Origin of the sequence: Halioglobus japonicus (assembly GCF_001983995.1) — a bacterium.
Lineage (GTDB): Bacteria > Pseudomonadota > Gammaproteobacteria > Pseudomonadales > Halieaceae > Halioglobus > Halioglobus japonicus.
In genome coordinates, this window is the sequence record NZ_CP019450.1 from 2,952,363 (window position 1) to 2,969,746 (window position 17,384).

Genomic DNA, 17,384 nt, shown 5'->3' on the forward strand with positions numbered 1-17,384 from the left:
AGACCTGCCCCTTGATTCGCCTCGCCACCCTCATCGTACTCGCCGCAACTCTTGCCGCCTGCAGCTCGGAAATCGAGGACGCCAAAAAAGCCCTGGCGGACAGCATCGTCATCAAGACAGACATGTCTGTCAGTGACCTGAGAGCCTATCCCGGCGATGTTGTGTGCGGCAAATTTACCGCCTACGTCTCCTACCATGAACCCCGTATGGAGGATGCACCCTTCATCTACAGAAACGGGCAAATCGATCGCACTCCCCGACCGAGTGACTGGAAGATCTTCTGCAATGAGGATTCAGCGACCTCGCTGACCGCCATGACCGGCTTTGGCCCACTGACCAACGACAGCGCCGAGTGGCTGGCGATAATTCGCGACTTTGGAAAGATCACGGCTGCTCTTGAAGCCTACTACGCAGATAATCACTTCTACCCTTATAACGAACAGGGTCTGGCGGCACTGATGGAGAAGCCTGAAAGTAAAATGCCCATGCCGAACTACCCCGAAGCAGGCTATTTATCTGCTATGCCAAACGATCCTTGGGGGCGGCCATACCTGTATAAGGCTGTCCAATGGGGTCGCAACAAGGGCAAAGTCGAACTGCTATCACTGGGCCGCGACGGCACCCCCGGTGGCGAGGGTCTGGACGCCGATGTCAGTTCAGAGTACCTCAGCTACTTCAACCACATTATAGCCACGCTCTAACACCGCTACCGGGTCAGAGCGAGCACCAGCGCGCGCAACCGGGCAGCATTCACTGGTTTGGGCAGGAACCGGAATCCAGCCGCCTTGGCCCGATCGCGAATAACATCGCTGTCGTCAGCGCTGATAATGATGCAGGGCAGCGCTTTGCCGAGCAGTTTACGGCCCTCGATCACGGCATTCAGCCCTGTGTCGCCCTCATCCAGATGATAGTCGGCCAATACAATATCCGGCGTCGGGCGTTCACCGATACGTCGCAGCAGCGCCTCTCGACCAGCCGCAGTCGAGACCACCGCACCCATGGTGCTTAATAGTTCCTGCATACCCTCGAGAATCAGCGGATCATTATCCACGCACACGATCTCCAGACCCTGCAGGTCGGCGCCCAGTGACGACTGTTGCTCTCGTGTATCCTGCTGCTGAGGCTGGCCAAACGTCACCCCAATGGCGAAGCAACTGCCCCGCCCTGGCGCGGAGCGCAGCTTGAGATGGTGGCCAAGCAGTTCAGCGTACCGGGCGACAATCGCCAGCCCAAGGCCCAGCCCCTCTTCGCCCTGGTGACGATGGCGCTCCAAACGCTGAAACTCCTGGAACACCAGCAGTTGATCCTGCTCTGCAATGCCGGGGCCGGTATCAAGCACCTGTAGTTCAGCGCCATCGCGCCGGCGCCGCAGACCAACCACAATCCGGCCACTGTCAGTGTATTTCACTGCGTTGGATATCAGGTTTTGCAAGATGCGTGTGAGCAACGCCTGATCTGTATAAAGCCAGGCGGAACTGTCCACCACGCTCAGCTCAAGCCCGCTCGACTGGGCAACAGGAATGAATTCGCGACTCAGTGAGTCGAGAATCGCACTAATCGGGAAGTGACTGCGGCGAGGCATTTGCTTGCCCGAGTCCAACCGGGAAATTTCGCGCAGCTCTGCAATGAGTTCCTCGGCTCGTTGCAGTGAACTGTCAATCTGGTCGACTACGCGGCGGGTTTCGCCGTCACCATCCCCGCTCAGCCGCGGTTTGAGCGCTGCAGTGAACAGACGTGCAGCGTTAATCGGTTGCAGCAGATCATGGCTGGTCGCCGACATAAATCGCGTACGGCTCTGATGGGCATCCCGAAGGCGGGACTCGACCTGAGCGCGAAGCCTATTCTCCTGGCGCAACTTGGCATTGGTTTCGCTCAATGTCTGCGACCCACTGGCTACCTTCTGCTCGAGCTCCAACTTGGCGTCTTCCAACTGCGCCACCACATCGCGATAATCGGTAATATCGATGTAGGTGGTCACGAAACCGCCGTGAGGCAAGGGGTTGCCACGGATATCAATCACCGTACCGTCAGGCAGGGTCCGCTCCAGGCGATGTGAATTGCCCTCGCGCAGCCAGGCCAGGCGCTTATCGATCTCCTCTTCGACCAGACGACCGCCCGTATCGAGTATGCCCCGCTCAGCATTGAAGCGATAAACGCGCTCTATCGGGCAACCCACATACAGAAAGCGCTGTGGGTAGTGGAACATTTCTTCGTAGCGTTTGTTCCAGGCCACAAGGCGCAGCTCCTTGTCGACCACCGACACCCCCTGGATCAGGCTCTCTACTGTCGTTTGCAATAACTCGCGATTAAACGTATTGAGTCGGCTGGCATCCGTCACCATGCCGGCCAGATCGGTGTATTCCAGTTGCTGGCTGCGCTCCAGTTGCTCCATGGCCTGATGCGCAGAAGTCGAGCCAATAATGCGCGCCAGCACCGCTTCCACCTGAGTGACCACGAAAATGGGCGCCCGGTCACCGGGCAGCAGACGCTGTTCATAGCTGTCTTCAAAACGCAGCCACATGGCCCGCGACTCAGCCTCATCCAGAAAAGGCGGCAGCAATGCCTGTAACTGGCTTACGCGGATCAGGCTGAGTTCGAAATCCCGGTCGCTCTCTGACGGCGATGCCTGTTGATCTTCCGTGAACAGCCGCGCCTGGCGAATATCTGCCTGAGAAGGCTTGAATGCCAGTGAGAGAACCACCAGGGCCACAAGATTGACCGTCAAGCTCCACCCCGTGGCATAGGCCAATCGATTCTCACCGCTGATGCCAAACAGATTCATGGGTCGCAACCAGTTCTGACCGAACAGGCCCTGGGTCAACAAAGTGGCATCGACATTCAGCACCACTGGCAACACACAGCAGTAAAACCAGAGTCCCAATCCGCACAGCAAGCCGACGACAACCCCGATACCGTGAGCGCGCCGCCAGTACAATCCCGCCAGCAGCCCAGGCGCCAATTGGGCGGCGGCAAGAAACGAGATAAAACCGATCTGGGTCAGCCACGGAATATTCATTATCTGCCGGGTCACGAGCCAGGCCGCCAGCAGTATGCCGGCAATGGTCAGCTGGCGGCTACGCCGCAGGCTGTCGCCCAGGTTGAGCACTGCTGCTGCCGACGCAGCATTGGCCCGCATGATCATGGGCGCGACGATCTCATTGGTAATCATGATGGCGAGGCTGACCGTGGCGACAATGACCATGCCCGTGGCCGCAGAGATACCACCGATAAAGGCCGCTACGGTCACCCAGCGCGCTTCGAGCGAAATAGGCAGTAGCTGGACATAAGTATCGGGACTAATCGTGTCAGACATTGTGTAGACATGAGCGCCTGCCAGACTGATAGGGACAACCAGCAACATGAATAACGCCAGGTACGCCGGAAATAGCCAGCGCGCCACCCCGGTGCGTGTGCCCTGCCCGGCCTCTACCACCATGACATGAAATTGTCGGGGGAGACACAATATGGCCAAGGCACTGATCAGAGTCCGCGCCAGGAAATCGGCCGTAATCGAAAACTCACCCAACGCCTGAGAACCCTGCGTGACACGGAGGTCCGCGGGCAGCCGGCCTAGATAGGCCAGCGCGAGAATGGCCACGGCGACAAATGCCAACAACTTGACGATGGACTCAACCGCCACGGCCGCCATCATACCTTGATGCCGTTCGCGGCCATCGAGCCGCCGGGTGCCAAATAGAATAGTGAACACCGCCAGGACAATCGCCACCAGCAAGGCAGTATCGCCGTCGTACTCACCCATACCCTCAAGATTGCCGCCCACAATTGACCAGGCCTGTGCAAGCGCCTTGAACTGCAGCGCGATGTAAGGCAGTACCGCCGTGGTGGCCACCAGAGTGACCAGTACCGCCAGCGCCTGACGTTTACCGTACCTGGCGCCAATGTAGTCGGCTATCGAGGTAACCCGGTGGCGTTCGCCCACAGCGAGCAAGCGTTGAATAATCGGCCAGCCAAGAACAAACAGCGCAATGGGCCCCAGGTAAATCGGAGCATGCCCCCAGGCAGTTGCCGTTGCACTGCCCACCGCTCCATAAAAAGTCCAGGAACTGCAATACACCGCCAGCGATAGGGCGTATATCAAACCCCGTACGCCGGGCCGCGCCAGCCAGCTATCCGGGGCACCCTCGTCCACCTGTCGATCCGCCCACCAGGCCACTGCAAACAGTACACAGATATAGAGGAGTGCCAGACTCAGCAAATTGGTGGCAGTTACCATCGGCGACTCAGGGAGTTGATTTGTCCAGCGAGCATACCACGCGAACAGGGGCTACTATAGTAAGCAAGCAGTGCCAAACCGTGAGCATATAACGTGACATTGAAACCACTCTTTTGCATCCTGAGTTTAGTCTTGTACCTGTGTGCATTTGAAGCCCATGCACATCGCAAGACCGACATTATTCATTTCTACAATGGCGACAAGCTCACCGGGGAAATCGTGTCCCTCATGGGCGGCATCCTCAAGGTGAGCACCGATGCCATGGGCACCGTACAAATTGAGTGGCCTGAAATCGCGCGTATGGAAAGCGAGTACCATTACGAGGTTAGAGTCACCAATGGCGACCGTATCTATGGTTCTTTCTCCGATAAAGCGCGCCCCGGGCAGGTACTGGTCACAGACGTTTTCGCCCGCCACCAACTTGAGTCCCTGGCGATCGTTGAAATACGCCCGATCGAGGATAGCTGGGTCGATCGCCTCAACATCCACCTGTCGGGCACCTATGGCTATACCCGGGCCAGTGGTGTTACCCAACTGGCGTTTAACACCGAGATCAGCTACGAAAACGAACGCTCCAGAAACACCCTAACAGGACAGGTTGATATTTCCGACACGAACGAAGGAAGCACCTCAAGCAAACGACTAAATTTTCAAAGGGCGGTGTGGCCGGGCAACCGTTCGGACCAATTCCGAACTGGCTTCGTCAACTACGAAGATAACGATGAGCTCGAACTTGATTACCGGGTAGCGGTAGGTGGTGGTACCGGTCGTTACTTTATCGATACCAATCGGTCACGCCTCACCGGCGCAGGCGGCTTGCAGGTAATTACGGAGAAGGGGTTCAGTGATGGATCTAATGAAGATATCGAGGGGTTTCTTAACGTCAGCTATTCCACATGGAAGTTCTCCACGCCGGAACTTCACGTCGATCTGAATTTCACCCTTTATCCCAGCCTGACAGATGCGGGGCGCTTACGAAGCTACAGCAACGCACGCATTAGCTGGGAAATTATTGAAGACCTTAGCTGGGACATCACGGCGTGGGCAACCAGCGACAACAACGTGGAAGATAACGTCAGCTACTGGGACTACTCCATCACCACCGGCATAGGCTGGGATTTCTAATCACCCGGGCGACTGCGAGTAAACATGCACGTCCCGCTGCGGGAAGGGTATAGAGATACCTTCGCTATCAAAGCGCATTTTCACCTCTCGGGTAATATCCCAATACACACCCCAATAGTCTTCAGTGCGCACCCACGGTCGTACGATGAAGTTCACCGATGAGTCTGCCAGCTCATGCAACTTCACGAGCGCCTCCGGCGTTGACAATACCTTCTCATGTTCTTCCAGCACAGACGCAAGTACCGACTCGGCCTTGGCTATATCATCTGTGTAACTGATACCAAACACCAGATCGACACGGCGAACTTTCTGCGCCGTCACATTTTTGATGACGTCACCCCAGATCTTACTGTTGGGAACCACCAATGTCTGATTATCAAATGTAGTAATCGTAGTAGATACCAGGCTCATTTTCTTGACCAGCCCGGACGCACCGGCCACCTCAACAAAATCGTCGACATCGTAAGGGCGATACAGGAGTATCATCCCGCCGGCGGCGAAGTTGCCCAGTGTATCCTGCAGCGCAAAGCCAATTACAAACCCGGCGACACCAAGACCCGCCAGCATGGGGCCGAGCGATATCCCGACTTGTGACAATGCAATTAAATACCCGAACACCATCACAACGCCGCCGCAGACCGAAATCAGCACATCCTTGAGCAGTGTGGACATGTCGTTACCCGGACGCTCACACGCCAACTTGACCAACTTACGTACCAATCGCGCCAAGTACCGGAAAACCAGTAGTATGCTAATGAACAGCAGCAGTTTGAATAGAATATCCGGGGCGTTGTCTGCGATAGCAATTTTGACATTGTCCCAGCCCGACTGCAGCAGGCTCACCAGAACACCCGCTCCCAGGGCGCTGACTTTAATGCTGTGGCTCTGTGCGAGCAGTACTTCTTTATATACCGCGGGGTTTTCGCCCAGACGCGCCAGTAAATCAATCAGCTTCTCAAGATGAGCCAGATCCAGTTCCTGCTGTCGAGCCATGCCGTTGCGCGCGACCGCCAGGTCTGCATTCTGAGTATCCTCAACAATGCGCTCATTCAGTTCGTCCAGCGCACCACCGGTGTATTTGATCCGGCCCGTCAGGGTCTCTGCCTGTAAATACAGCATGGGCAGCAGGTCACCCGAGAGTGTCCCATCGGACAGTCCGAATTCCTTGCGCCGCTCAATAAGCGTCACGAGTGCAACGTAGTAACGCATTCTCAGGTTTTCCAGGCTTTCAGCCTTCGCCTCGGCAACAACCAGGTCGGCCCCCGAGAGCTCCGTAAGCATCACTCTTTGCTCGGCGATACGAGCAGTTAGCTTGGAAGTGCGCTGCAGCACCCCCTTGCCTACGCCCCCGAGACCTTCGCCCAGGAAGATCGCTACACTCGCTCGCACTTCATTGTCTTCAGGCAGAGTCGAAGCTGCCTGCGCCAACTTATCCAGATTTAACAAGAGTTTGAAGCTGCGATCATCGCGTCGATAAAGCAGAGATTGCATGTCGTGATCTGAGGCACCTTCTATCAGCGCGTCCAGCATTTGAATACTGACGATATCCGCCTGCAGGCGGTCCGACATTTTGGCGACCTGCTCAGGCGTGATCCTATCGGCAATATCCGCCTGCAGGCGGTCCGACATTTTAGCGACCTGATCAGGCGTGATTTTATCGGCCCCATAGGCCGGAGCAGACAACCCAGTGTAGAGCATCAGTGAAACTAGCAGGGCGCGAACGATGGCAATCACAAATGTACTCCGTTCTTCGATATGCGGTGCAAACTTCTGAACATCGGTACTTTTCACATTAGCACAATCCGTGTAATTTCCCAGAAGCACATGGGAGTCATTTGGCAGTTCAGATAGTAGGACCAGCCTCGGTTACCCACCCCGGAAAATGGCCGTTCTGGTCATATTTGGCGAGGTTGCAGGTAGTATATTGACTCGCATATGGGACGACCCGCTGCGCAAGAAGGAGAGCTACATCTCCATTGCGGGACTCTTATAAAGATAACTAACCCGTCCACGCCGACACTGGCATGGACATCCGTGTGAGGTATTGCAATGAGAAACCGCCGCCCCTCTACTCCGGTAGTGGCCAAAACCCTTCTCGCGACGGCCGTCGCTGCCATGGTGTCACCGACCTCTGCCCAGGACCTGTTTCTGGAAGAAGTGATTGTGACTGCCCAGAAGCGCGCAGCCACGATTCAGGAAATCTCCGGCACTGTTAACGTGGTCACCGGCGAAAGCATGGACCGCTATTCTGCGTTCAAGTTTAACGACTTGGAACAGATGACTGCAGGCCTCACCCTGAATAGCCCCAACTCGCGCAACAACAGTATTGCCATGCGCGGTGTCAGCATCGACCCTGAAGCGGGCGCAAGCGCTGTTGTGAGCGTTTACTGGAACGACCAGCCCGTGCGCGAAGACGTGGCGTTCTCCCAGCTGTACGACATGGAACGTGTGGAAATCCTGCGCGGCCCCCAGGGCACACTCCAAGGTAGAACCTCTCCCGGAGGCGCCATCAACCTGGTGACCCGTCACGCGGACCTGGCGGAAAACGAAGGTTCTATCGAACTTAGTGCCTCTGACAACGAGGGTTTCAATGGCAAAGTGTCTTTTGGCGGCCCCATCATCAATGAGGTTTTCGCAGCGCGTATTGCCGCCGTATACGACGTTAACAACTCTACCAACGTTGAACAGTTCCAGGGGTTCGACGATCCAGAAGCAGAGGCTTTGTCTGCACGCCTGAGCACCGTCTGGCAGGCCGGCGATAATCTAAACATCAAGTTCGTCTACCAGTACCAGGATCGCGACACCGATGATCCAAAGGCCATGAACGGGACAGACAACCTCGGCGAGCGCCCCACCCTGTCGCCGGAGGACCGCACATCCCTCGGCGACCTGATCGACAACGCCGAGATGGAGTACGACCTGGCCAACCTGCAGATTGACTGGGATATCGGCGATATCAACCTGGCCTCTGTGACCGGCTACTCGGAGAGCTCCAAGGTGAGCTTCACCGAGAACGATCGAGCCAACTATGTCGACGAAGAGATTCCCACCTGGCAGAACTCCAATACCGACCAGGAATCTATCTCCCAGGAACTACGCCTGTCCACCTCAGACAATGACTTCTGGGACTGGATGGTCGGCATTTACTACCAGGATCAGAAAACCGCAACTGACTTCTTTGCCAATAGCGTGGATACCGGCATTGGCTTTATCACCGCAGGCGACATTCCAGTCGACCGGAAAGAGCTGGGTATCTTTACCTTCAATACTTTCTATCTGGGCGAGGCCACGAAGCTGGAAGTTGGTCTGCGCTACGCCGAGTATGACTCTTTCCGCAGAGCGACCGTAAACTATGGCGGTCTGACTTACCTGCCGCCGGCGTTCGAGCCTATCATAGACATTATTGAAGCAGGTTTCGCAGCAGCGTTCCCCATCGAGGGGGTTAGCGAAGAGAATCAGAACACCAAAGAAGATACCATCACCGGCTCTGTTGCGATCAACCACGACTGGACCGACAACACCACACTATATGCCGCCTACAACCGTGGCTACCGCCCGAGCGGCATCTCGATTAATCCGACGCCGAACATACAGTTTCTGCCTAACGGTGAAGACGACCTGATTCACGACGAAGAGAAAAGTGATTCCTTCGAAGTGGGTTTCAAGGGTCGTTATCTGAATGGACGCTCCACGCTGAATGGCGCGTTGTTCTATCAGAAGTACGACGGCTATCTGGGCTTCACCCGCGGCGTACAGGTACTCGACGACGACGGTAACCCGCAGGATATTTCCGGCGGTGTGCTCTTCAACGGCGACGCCACCGTTTGGGGCGCTGAACTCGAAGGCCAGATTCTGCTAAGCGAACACTGGAATGCCGGCGGTGCGGTGTCCTACACCAAGGGTGAATGGGATGATGGCGCTACAAAGCCCTGTAATGACCGCCAACCGGGTGAAGTTCTGGGCTTCTGTGACATTGGCGGTGATGCCCTCGGTGGGGAGCCAGAGTGGAGTGTGACAGCCAACACTGAATACTTCATGCCCATTGGCAGCAACGAGTGGTATGTACGCGCCCTGTACAAGTACACCGATGAACGCCTAAATACTGAAGCGTCAGCAGGCATCACCTCTCGCGAAACGTTCGATGCTAACCACGTCGTCAATGTTTATGCCGGTCTGCGCTCCAGTGACTACACCTGGGACGTGAACATCTGGGCCAAGAACCTGCTGGATTCCGATGAGGTCGTCTTCGAACAGGGTCACGACCAGTTCGACATACTGTATTCAGGCGGGTCCTACCTGCAGTCCAACATCCAGACCGAGCGCGTTATCGGCGCTACCGTGCGCTACAGCTTCTAAAGAACTGGCACTTCAGAAAAGGGCGGCTCAGGCCGCCCTTTTTTGTTTCAGTCCAATAGTATCCGGCCCCCGGGGTCATTGGCGCCCTGCCCTGCTATGACTATCCTCTGGATCAAACCATCGGAGATGCACCGTGAAAAAGCTGCTTACCCACGCCCTTGTGGCTGTCATCTTTCTGCTCATCGGGATGACCCTGGCAGATACCAGAATCGCTGAGACTGCGCTGGATGCCGCGCGCTCGGCGCGTTCCGCTGCGATCGAAGTCGTCGGCAATCGCGCCGGCATCGAAACCCGAACCATGGTGTTGGCGGAAAACCCCGAGATTATCTCGCGCCTGATGGAAGGCGGTTCCTTTGGTGGCGAATACTCGGTGGAGGCAGCCCAAAACATGTTCGGCCGCACCCAGGCGGCAATCGACGATGTCATGAACAAAACCCATGTCGTCGAGGTTGGCCCGCGCAGCTATCTGATTCGCATGCCCATCGTCAACGCGGCTTTCTTCGTTACCGACGAAGGTGTGGTGCTCGTTGATACCGGCATGGGCCCCGCGGGTCCGGCCATTTACGCGGCAATCCGCTCCGTCACTGACCTGCCCATACACACCATCATCTATACCCATGGGCATGTCGACCACAGCTATGGCACCTGGGCGATTATGGAGGCCGGTGAGACGCCGGAAATCATTGCCCACGACTTGCTCAAACCTCGATTTGAGCGCTATATCCGCCTGCGCGGTTCGCTGGCCAAATACATGAGCCAACCCGAGGAGCAACTCCCCGCCTCTACCGATGACCTGGTCTGGCCCACACGCTATTTCAGCGATCGGCTGGAAATCGAAGTGGGCGGCGAAACCTTCGTGCTTCAACATCACAAAGGCGAAACCGATGACCAGCTGTACGTCTGGGTACCGGGCCGCGGCGCCCTGGCCAGCGCCGATTACTATCAGGGTTTCCTGCCCAACGCCGGCAATGGCAAGCGCACCCAACGGCACGTGGAAGCCTGGTCTGCGGCCATGAAGGAGATGGCGGCGCTGGAGCCGGCATTCCTGCTGCCGGCTCACGGCGAAGCCCTGACGGATACTGCTACGATCCAGGAAAACTTCCTGGTGCTGGCAGAGGCATTTGATCACATTACCGAGCACACTATCGATGGGCTTAATGCGGGCAAGCGCAAGGATGAAATCTTCCTTAGTGTGCAGTTACCTGAGCACCTGGCGACACACCCGACACTCAACGTGCAGTATGTGACACCCAACGACATCTCCAAAATGTTGATCAAACAGTACACTGGCTGGTGGGATGACATCCCCTCGCACTGGACGCCGGCAACCATGGAGAATCAGGGTGAGATGATTATTGAACTCGCCGGAGGCAATATCCCCGCGATTGTTGAGTACGCACAGGGCCTGATTGCCAACGATATTCGCCTGGCGTCGCACCTGACCGACTGGCTGTTCTACGCCCGGCCCGATGACCCCAACGTGCAACAGTTGGTCTACGACGTGTACAAAACCCGGATTATGGATCGGGAGACCAACACCATGGAAATGTTGACCTACCTGGATCAGATGACCGCTGCGCGAGAGCGTGCTCGCTCCCGCTAAGCGGCAGATACCCCTGAATTAACCGCGGCGCAGACGCGCTGCGGTAGCCAACTCCTCGAGCAGGGTCACCGTGTCATCCCAGTTGATGCAGGGATCGGTAATACTCTGACCGTAAGTCAGCTCCTGGCCAGGCACTACATTCTGTCGTCCCTCAACCAGGTTGGACTCAATCATCACACCGAAGATACTGCGTGTACCGCGCGCAACCTGTGTTGCGATATCAGATGCCACGTCGATCTGGCGGGCTGGGATCTTGCGTGAATTGGCATGCGAGGCGTCAATCATGATGCGCTCAGGCAGGCCTGACATGGACAACATTGCCGCAGCATCGTCCACGGAGAACATATCGTAGTTAGGATGCTTACCACCGCGCAGAATGATATGGCAGTCTTCGTTGCCAGCAGTCTGGAAAATCGCTGAGTGTCCCTGCTTGGTCACCGACAGGAAATTGTGCGGCTGTGAGGCGGAACCAATGGCATCGATAGCCACCTGAATGTCACCATCCGTTGCATTCTTGAAACCCACGGGACAAGACAAACCCGACGCCAGTTCACGGTGAGTCTGGCTCTCGGTCGTCCGTGCGCCGATCGCGCCCCACGAAATAAGGTCCGCATAGTACTGGGGGCTGATCAAATCGAGATACTCAGTACCGGTCGGCAACCCCATTTCCGCCAAGTCCGCCAACAGCTGGCGCGCCAGGTGCAGGCCCTTGTTGATCTGGAAAGTGTCATTCAGATCCGGGTCATTGATCAGGCCTTTCCAGCCCACAGTGGTGCGCGGCTTTTCGAAATACACGCGCATCACCACCAGGACATCGTCAGCAATTTGGTCCGCTTCCGCCTTAAGCCGGGCAGCGTAGTCGCGGGCCGCAACGGGGTCGTGAATAGAACAAGGGCCTACCACTACCAGCAGGCGATCGTCCTCGCCCGTAAGAATACGGTGAATCGCCTCGCGGGCGTTGTTAACAGTGGCCGCCGCCGCATCGCTGACCCCGATTTCCTCAATAATATGTTCCGGAGAAATCAGCTCATTGGTTTTCTGAATTCTCAGGTCGTCTGTGTTGGCAGTCATACTCGCTAAACCTTTCTGTTGCTGCAAAAAATCGGCGCCTAATATAGCACCCACAGGCCACTTTGGGGATGGTGTGCTATGCAGTGTCGATGACGTTCACCGCCACGCTGTGGGCGGCGCAAAACGCGCGCAGTGCCGATTCACTCTCAACGGGGAGCGAAATGTGCAGCCATACCTGCTCTCGATAGTCGACATGCTCAATCTCAGCATCGAGTTGCCCCAGGCGGTGGCGCAATGCTTGCTCGTCAGCAAAATTGGCGCTGAGTACCAACCGGCACATATCGCGCAGCGCCCGGGTAGGTAGTTTGTCCATGGCCTGTTGGGTGGCAGCACTGTATGCGCGAACCAGCCCGCCAGCGCCGAGCTTAATGCCGCCGAAGTAGCGGATGACAATCACCAGTACGTCGCCCACCTCACCGTGCTGGAGGACGTTCAGCATCGGCTTGCCCGCCGTACCCGAGGGCTCGCCATCGTCATTCATGCCGGCATTTCGCGCATCCGCCGGCGAACCCAACAAGTAGGCCCAACAGTGGTGACGGGCATCGGGGTAGTCACTTCTTGCGCAGCGAACGGCTGCGTTGACCTCATCGCGATTGCTTACCGGGTGAACGCGGGCAATAAAGCGTGATTTCTTGACCGCATACTCGTGCTCGATCACGGCCGCCGGTATGAGGTAGGCCACGGCTCAGGCGGGATGCTGTCCGAGCACCGGCCAGTACTCACTAATGCGCCCCTGCTCCAGCACCGCTATATCGCCAAACTGGAGGAATACAAACTCACTCTGGTCGGGCCGCAGGAACACCCAATCGTCCACCGCCAGATCAGTTGCGGCAGAGCCGTTAAGCATTTCCTGATTGGTGGAACGACCATAGATAGTATTAGTGCTCAAACCCTGGGGCGATACCGGTTGCGCCTTCCAGAAACCACCGTAAGTGAACACGGTGCGACGCCGATTCACATCCCACAAAGATTGCAGTTGCCCCAGGTCTATGCCGGGAATCTTTACTCCATCGCTGGTCTTGATTACCGGGGTGGCTATGTAACTCGCTGGCTGATGGTCCGCCAGTGAGGGTAGATCGAAGTCGCCGGGCTTCACCAGGCAGGATCCTGCAGCTAGTTCATTGAACGGATAGTCGCCTTCATCGTACAACTGGTAGGTCGGGCTACCACCGCAGTTGAGCACCACATCCTGCGGCCAATCGCTGCCAAGGTAACCCTTTGCTGAAGCCACGTAACCGCGATAGGCATCCATGGCAGCCCGCTTGTAGCGCTCTGGCCCACCAGGCACTTTAACGATATGCGGCTCGTAGCCCATCAGACCCGCAAACTTCAGGTGGCGCGATGCCTGAATAATCGCCAGCGTTGCCTCAAGCTCTTCGTTTGACTGCACACCTCCGCGGTGCAATCCCACATCCAGTTCGAGGCATACAAGCATGTCCTGGCCCAAGGTATCGGCCAGGTCGGCGTACTGTGTCGCTCGCGCGGGGCTGTCCAGAAGCCAGCGCAACTGACGACTGGCATTGAACGATTCGCCGCGATATTCGGCATAGAACCTCGCTGCCGCCGCCACCGGCAAAGGCTTACCGAGCAATACGTCTGCCTGCGGCAGTCGTTCGGCGACGCGATTCAAAAACGGTTGGTGGAACAGCATCAGGCGGTTGCTATCGGCGGACTGCATGACCTCTTCCAGCAACTCAATCGAGGGCAGTGACTTGGCGACGATGCGATAGTGGAAACGGTTACCGATATGGCGCTTGAGCGTCGCGACATTGTCGCGCAGTAACTTCCGATCAATGACCAGGCGCGGCGCAGCCAGACCAGCGTGATCCAGCGCAGTGCTAAGGCCCCTGAAATAATCGGTATGCGGCGCCCCGCGATCACTGGGGCGCAATAAAAGTCCCGCGCCTGCGGCACCTGCCAGCCCACCCAGAACAAAGCTGCGACGTTTCATGCGACTACCCGAAGAGACCGGACAGATATTCGTTAAGGAAACGCCCCTGCGGATCCAGCTCGCGGCGCACCTCGGCAAAATCGTCCCAGCGCGGGTAGAGCTCGCGGAACTCCTTCTGACCGAGGCTGTTGAGCTTACCCCAGTGAGGACGACCCCCGTACTTGCGTAGAATCGGCTCGATGGTGGCAAAGTACGGCTTGTAGTCTTCTTCAAAATAGCGGTGTACCGCAATGGACATGGATTCCTGCTGGTAGAACGGGCTCAACCAGATGTCGTCGCCCTTCACATAGCGAATCTCCAAGGGGAAAAAGACCTCGTGATGATCGCGCTCCAGCGCATCGACCACCTCGCGCAATGCCTTCAGACCATTCTCTCGCGGCAGGTGGTACTCCATTTCATTGAAGCGCACATTGCGTTCATTCGCGTAATTGCTCCAGGAGTGGCCGATTTTGACTTCGTCGGGAATAGTGCGTGCGTAGGTGCTTAACACCAGCTCGCGAACCGCCGGCGTCCAGTCCAGCCAATCGCGAATCATCTTCAGCTCCATAGTGCCCTCATTGGGATCCACAGGCGCCTCAGCAGCAGCGATTGGCTCGTCGGTAATATCGTGCGAGTCGGTAAAACCCCAACCTGAGAACGGCACGTAGAAAAACTCGAAGTTGCGGTGCTTGTTGGCCATGCCATCCACGACTTCCAACATCTCTTCCAGTGGCATCCAGATCATTTCCCGGCGCAGTCGATACGGCGCCTGGTTTTGCATGCGCACCTGGGTAATCATTCCCAGACTACCGAGGGATACCTTTGCCGCCTGAAAAATTTCTGGGTTCGTTTGCGCATCACACCACAAGATGTCACCTGCGGCTGTCACCAATTCAAGTCCCGTCACCTGCGTTGACATACACCCAAAGCCCGCTCCGGTACCATGAGTGGCGGTGGCGAGGCTGCCCGCCAACGTCTGCTCGTCGATATCGGGCATATTGACCAGTGCCTGGCCAGCGTCATGCAGCGGCTGGCCGATGTCGCCCAAACGGGTACCACCGCCGATGTTGGCCTGCAGGGTATTGCTGTCGACGTTACTCACCCCACCCATACGCGACAGTGACACCAGTGTGCCGTCGGTTGGCACCAACGGTGTAAAAGAGTGCCCCGCACCCACCGCGCGAATCGTTCCGGTGGTGGTGGTAAGTAGCTCCTGCAGCTCGGCCATGCTGGCCGGTGCTTTACGCGCCATCGGCAGGCACTGCTGGCTCCCTGACCAGTTCCGCCAGGGAAGCCGGCGCGGTTCGGAAGCAAGTGCCAGCGGGCTCATCTGCGACGCTACGGCCGTGGCCACCAGCGCCTGTAATACACTGCGACGCTGCATCATCAGCCCTGCTCCCCCGCCATAAACAGAATCAACGCCTCGAACTCTTCTGCACTGCAATCCATACACAAGCCAAAGGGAGGCATGCCGCCGAAACCATTGATCACGCTGTCGAGCAGTACGTCGATACCCTTGTCCATGCGCGGCTGCCAGGCTGTGGCGTCGCCGGTCAACGGCGACCCCGTGGCTGCGACCGTATGACAACTGCGACAGCTGCGGTTATAGATTTCGGCCAGCTGCCCATCGGCCGGTTGCAAATCACGACTGGCGACCTCGGCAGCCGCGGTCTTACTGTCCTGCTCAGGCGCACAGCCCACGACGGTAAATGTAAGTGCCACCAGGAGTAACTTGATCATATGCATCGCAGAGCGCCTTATGTTAGTGATAACTATTTTTCTATTGTGGTTATTTTATGAGCACCCACCGGCGGGGTCAATTGCTTTCTGCGGCCCCTGCCCAGTAGTCATCGAGCATTCTGCCGACGGTATTGGATTCAACCAGGTGTGCTGCATACCAGGTGTGCAGACAGCGAATACGTGATGTGTCGGCGATACCACCAATACCCTTGATCTCGAACACATCGCCAAAGCCCAACGCTTTGACCCGCTGCCGCTCCTCCTCGGACATGTAGGCTTCACGACGCGCCTTGTAGCGGCGATGATCCTCTGCCATTTGCGCCTGCAGTGACGAGTCGGCATTAATCTGGTCCTGCAGCTGCGCAATTAGTCCCGACGCTTCTTCCTGATCTATCCGGTAGGATATCTCGCGATCCACCAGCCAATAGAGTGTCGGGAAAGGTTTGTCGTCAACGAGCGGCGCCACCCTGATCACACTGGGCTCACCCGCGGCATTACGCACTGATACCTCCTCGAGGCCGCGCGGCGCGCGCCCCAGTAATGCCGCCACTGCCCGGCGATCTGTTTCTGTAATACTCAAGCTACTCCTCTCCATAGCGGCCTGTGCCCACTATCATCTTAGTCATATTCTAGGGCTCCCACTGATTTTCCATGACGGACAACGCCAAATCATCGCGCTGCCGCCAACCTTCGCGCGCCAACATGGGCTCGTCGTAAAATTCGTCCGTATGGCCAATGCAGAGCACCGCAATAGGTTTACTGCCGGCGGGCATTGCCAGTAACCGGGCCAGGTCATCGGGATCAAACAGCGATACCCAGCCCACTGCCAGGCCCTCAGCACGGGCTGCCAACCACAGATTCTGAATGGCACAGGCGGTGGAGGCCAAATCCATTTCCGGCAGCGTCCGCCGACCAAACACATGCTCCTCGCGCTGGTCCATCAGGCCCACCACCAACAGCTCACCGCACTCGAGTATGCCCTCGACCTTCAGTTGCATAAATTCGTCACTGCGCTCACCCAGCGCTTCGGCCGTAGCCACGCGTTCGGCTTCCACCAATGCGTGAATCTGCTGGCGCAATGCTGGCTGGGTAACACGCAGGAAACGCCACGGCTGCATGAAACCCACACTAGGCCCGTGATGAGCCGCCTGCAGTAGCCGCTGCAACATGGCCGGATCAACCGGATCAGACCGAAAGTGGCGCATGTCGCGGCGCTCATAAATGGCGCGGTAAACGGCAGCTAACTCCGCCGGGCTAAATCGATGTTCGTCTGCCATGAATCAGTTATCATCCTTCACTTTGCCGCGCATAGTACTCAGGTATCG

13 protein-coding genes are annotated in these 17,384 nt (G+C 57.0%); 4 read left to right on the plus strand and 9 right to left on the minus strand.

Annotated elements, in window-relative coordinates; translation table 11 throughout:
* The first annotated feature begins 11 nt into the window (after positions 1-11).
* Entirely contained in the window at positions 12-701 is a 690-nt protein-coding gene (locus tag BST95_RS13890; protein WP_084200195.1) for a type II secretion system protein GspG, read from the plus strand.
* A 5-nt stretch (positions 702-706) separates the two neighbouring features.
* On the opposite strand, the gene BST95_RS13895 is transcribed toward BST95_RS13890, so the two are convergent.
* Positions 707-4,234, minus strand: a complete 3,528-nt coding sequence (locus BST95_RS13895; protein ID WP_084200196.1) for a hybrid sensor histidine kinase/response regulator — start codon at positions 4,232-4,234, stop codon at positions 707-709.
* A 132-nt stretch (positions 4,235-4,366) separates the two neighbouring features.
* On the opposite strand from BST95_RS13895, the gene BST95_RS13900 reads away from it, so the two are divergent.
* Positions 4,367-5,359, plus strand: a complete 993-nt coding sequence (locus tag BST95_RS13900) for a DUF481 domain-containing protein (RefSeq protein ID WP_084200197.1) — start codon at positions 4,367-4,369, stop codon at positions 5,357-5,359.
* On the opposite strand, the gene BST95_RS13905 is transcribed toward BST95_RS13900, so the two are convergent.
* Positions 5,360-7,150: a mechanosensitive ion channel family protein gene (locus BST95_RS13905; protein WP_084200198.1), complete on the minus strand. Its 1,791-nt coding sequence runs from the start codon at positions 7,148-7,150 to the stop codon at positions 5,360-5,362.
* Positions 7,151-7,408: 258 nt separating this feature from the next.
* Between BST95_RS13905 and BST95_RS13910 the strand changes: the two genes are divergently transcribed.
* Together BST95_RS13910 and BST95_RS13915 are read left to right on the plus strand one after the other, a co-directional pair.
* Positions 7,409-9,715: a TonB-dependent receptor gene (locus BST95_RS13910; protein WP_084200199.1), complete on the plus strand. Its 2,307-nt coding sequence runs from the start codon at positions 7,409-7,411 to the stop codon at positions 9,713-9,715.
* Positions 9,716-9,848: 133 nt separating this feature from the next.
* Positions 9,849-11,318 (plus strand): MBL fold metallo-hydrolase, encoded by a 1,470-nt coding sequence (locus BST95_RS13915; protein ID WP_084200200.1) that lies wholly within the window; start codon positions 9,849-9,851, stop codon positions 11,316-11,318.
* Between the two features lie 18 nt (positions 11,319-11,336).
* On the opposite strand, the gene BST95_RS13920 is transcribed toward BST95_RS13915, so the two are convergent.
* The 7 genes from BST95_RS13920 to bluB form a co-directional block, all read right to left on the minus strand.
* A complete protein-coding gene (locus BST95_RS13920; RefSeq protein ID WP_084200201.1) occupies positions 11,337-12,389 on the minus strand; it encodes a 3-deoxy-7-phosphoheptulonate synthase in 1,053 nt (350 codons plus the stop codon).
* Between the two features lie 76 nt (positions 12,390-12,465).
* Positions 12,466-13,071 (minus strand): YigZ family protein, encoded by a 606-nt coding sequence (locus BST95_RS13925; protein ID WP_084200202.1) that lies wholly within the window; start codon positions 13,069-13,071, stop codon positions 12,466-12,468.
* A gap of 3 nt (positions 13,072-13,074) precedes the next feature.
* Positions 13,075-14,340: a DSD1 family PLP-dependent enzyme gene (locus tag BST95_RS13930; RefSeq protein ID WP_084200203.1), complete on the minus strand. Its 1,266-nt coding sequence runs from the start codon at positions 14,338-14,340 to the stop codon at positions 13,075-13,077.
* 4 nt (positions 14,341-14,344) lie between these two features.
* Positions 14,345-15,706 carry a D-arabinono-1,4-lactone oxidase gene (locus BST95_RS13935; RefSeq protein ID WP_084200204.1) on the minus strand — a complete coding sequence of 454 codons (1,362 nt, stop codon included), beginning with the start codon at positions 15,704-15,706 and terminating at the stop codon, positions 14,345-14,347.
* Positions 15,706-16,059: a c-type cytochrome gene (locus tag BST95_RS13940; protein ID WP_205737277.1), complete on the minus strand. Its 354-nt coding sequence runs from the start codon at positions 16,057-16,059 to the stop codon at positions 15,706-15,708. The genes BST95_RS13935 and BST95_RS13940 overlap by 1 nt, the downstream gene beginning before the upstream one ends.
* A gap of 76 nt (positions 16,060-16,135) precedes the next feature.
* Entirely contained in the window at positions 16,136-16,639 is a 504-nt protein-coding gene (locus BST95_RS13945; protein ID WP_229801574.1) for a DUF501 domain-containing protein, read from the minus strand.
* 49 nt (positions 16,640-16,688) lie between these two features.
* Entirely contained in the window at positions 16,689-17,336 is a 648-nt protein-coding gene (bluB, locus tag BST95_RS13950; RefSeq protein ID WP_084200207.1) for a 5,6-dimethylbenzimidazole synthase, read from the minus strand.
* Between the last annotated feature and the right edge of the window lie 48 nt (positions 17,337-17,384).

Coding starts and splice junctions, on each gene's coding strand:
- BST95_RS13895 (WP_084200196.1), bottom strand. CDS start 4,234: ATGGTAACTGCCACCAATTTGCTGAGTCTGGCACTCCTCTATATCTGT.
- BST95_RS13910 (WP_084200199.1), top strand. CDS start 7,409: ATGAGAAACCGCCGCCCCTCTACTCCGGTAGTGGCCAAAACCCTTCTC.
- BST95_RS13920 (WP_084200201.1), bottom strand. CDS start 12,389: ATGACTGCCAACACAGACGACCTGAGAATTCAGAAAACCAATGAGCTG.
- BST95_RS13930 (WP_084200203.1), bottom strand. CDS start 14,340: ATGAAACGTCGCAGCTTTGTTCTGGGTGGGCTGGCAGGTGCCGCAGGC.
- BST95_RS13935 (WP_084200204.1), bottom strand. CDS start 15,706: ATGATGCAGCGTCGCAGTGTATTACAGGCGCTGGTGGCCACGGCCGTA.
- BST95_RS13940 (WP_205737277.1), bottom strand. CDS start 16,059: ATGATCAAGTTACTCCTGGTGGCACTTACATTTACCGTCGTGGGCTGT.
- bluB (WP_084200207.1), bottom strand. CDS start 17,336: ATGGCAGACGAACATCGATTTAGCCCGGCGGAGTTAGCTGCCGTTTAC.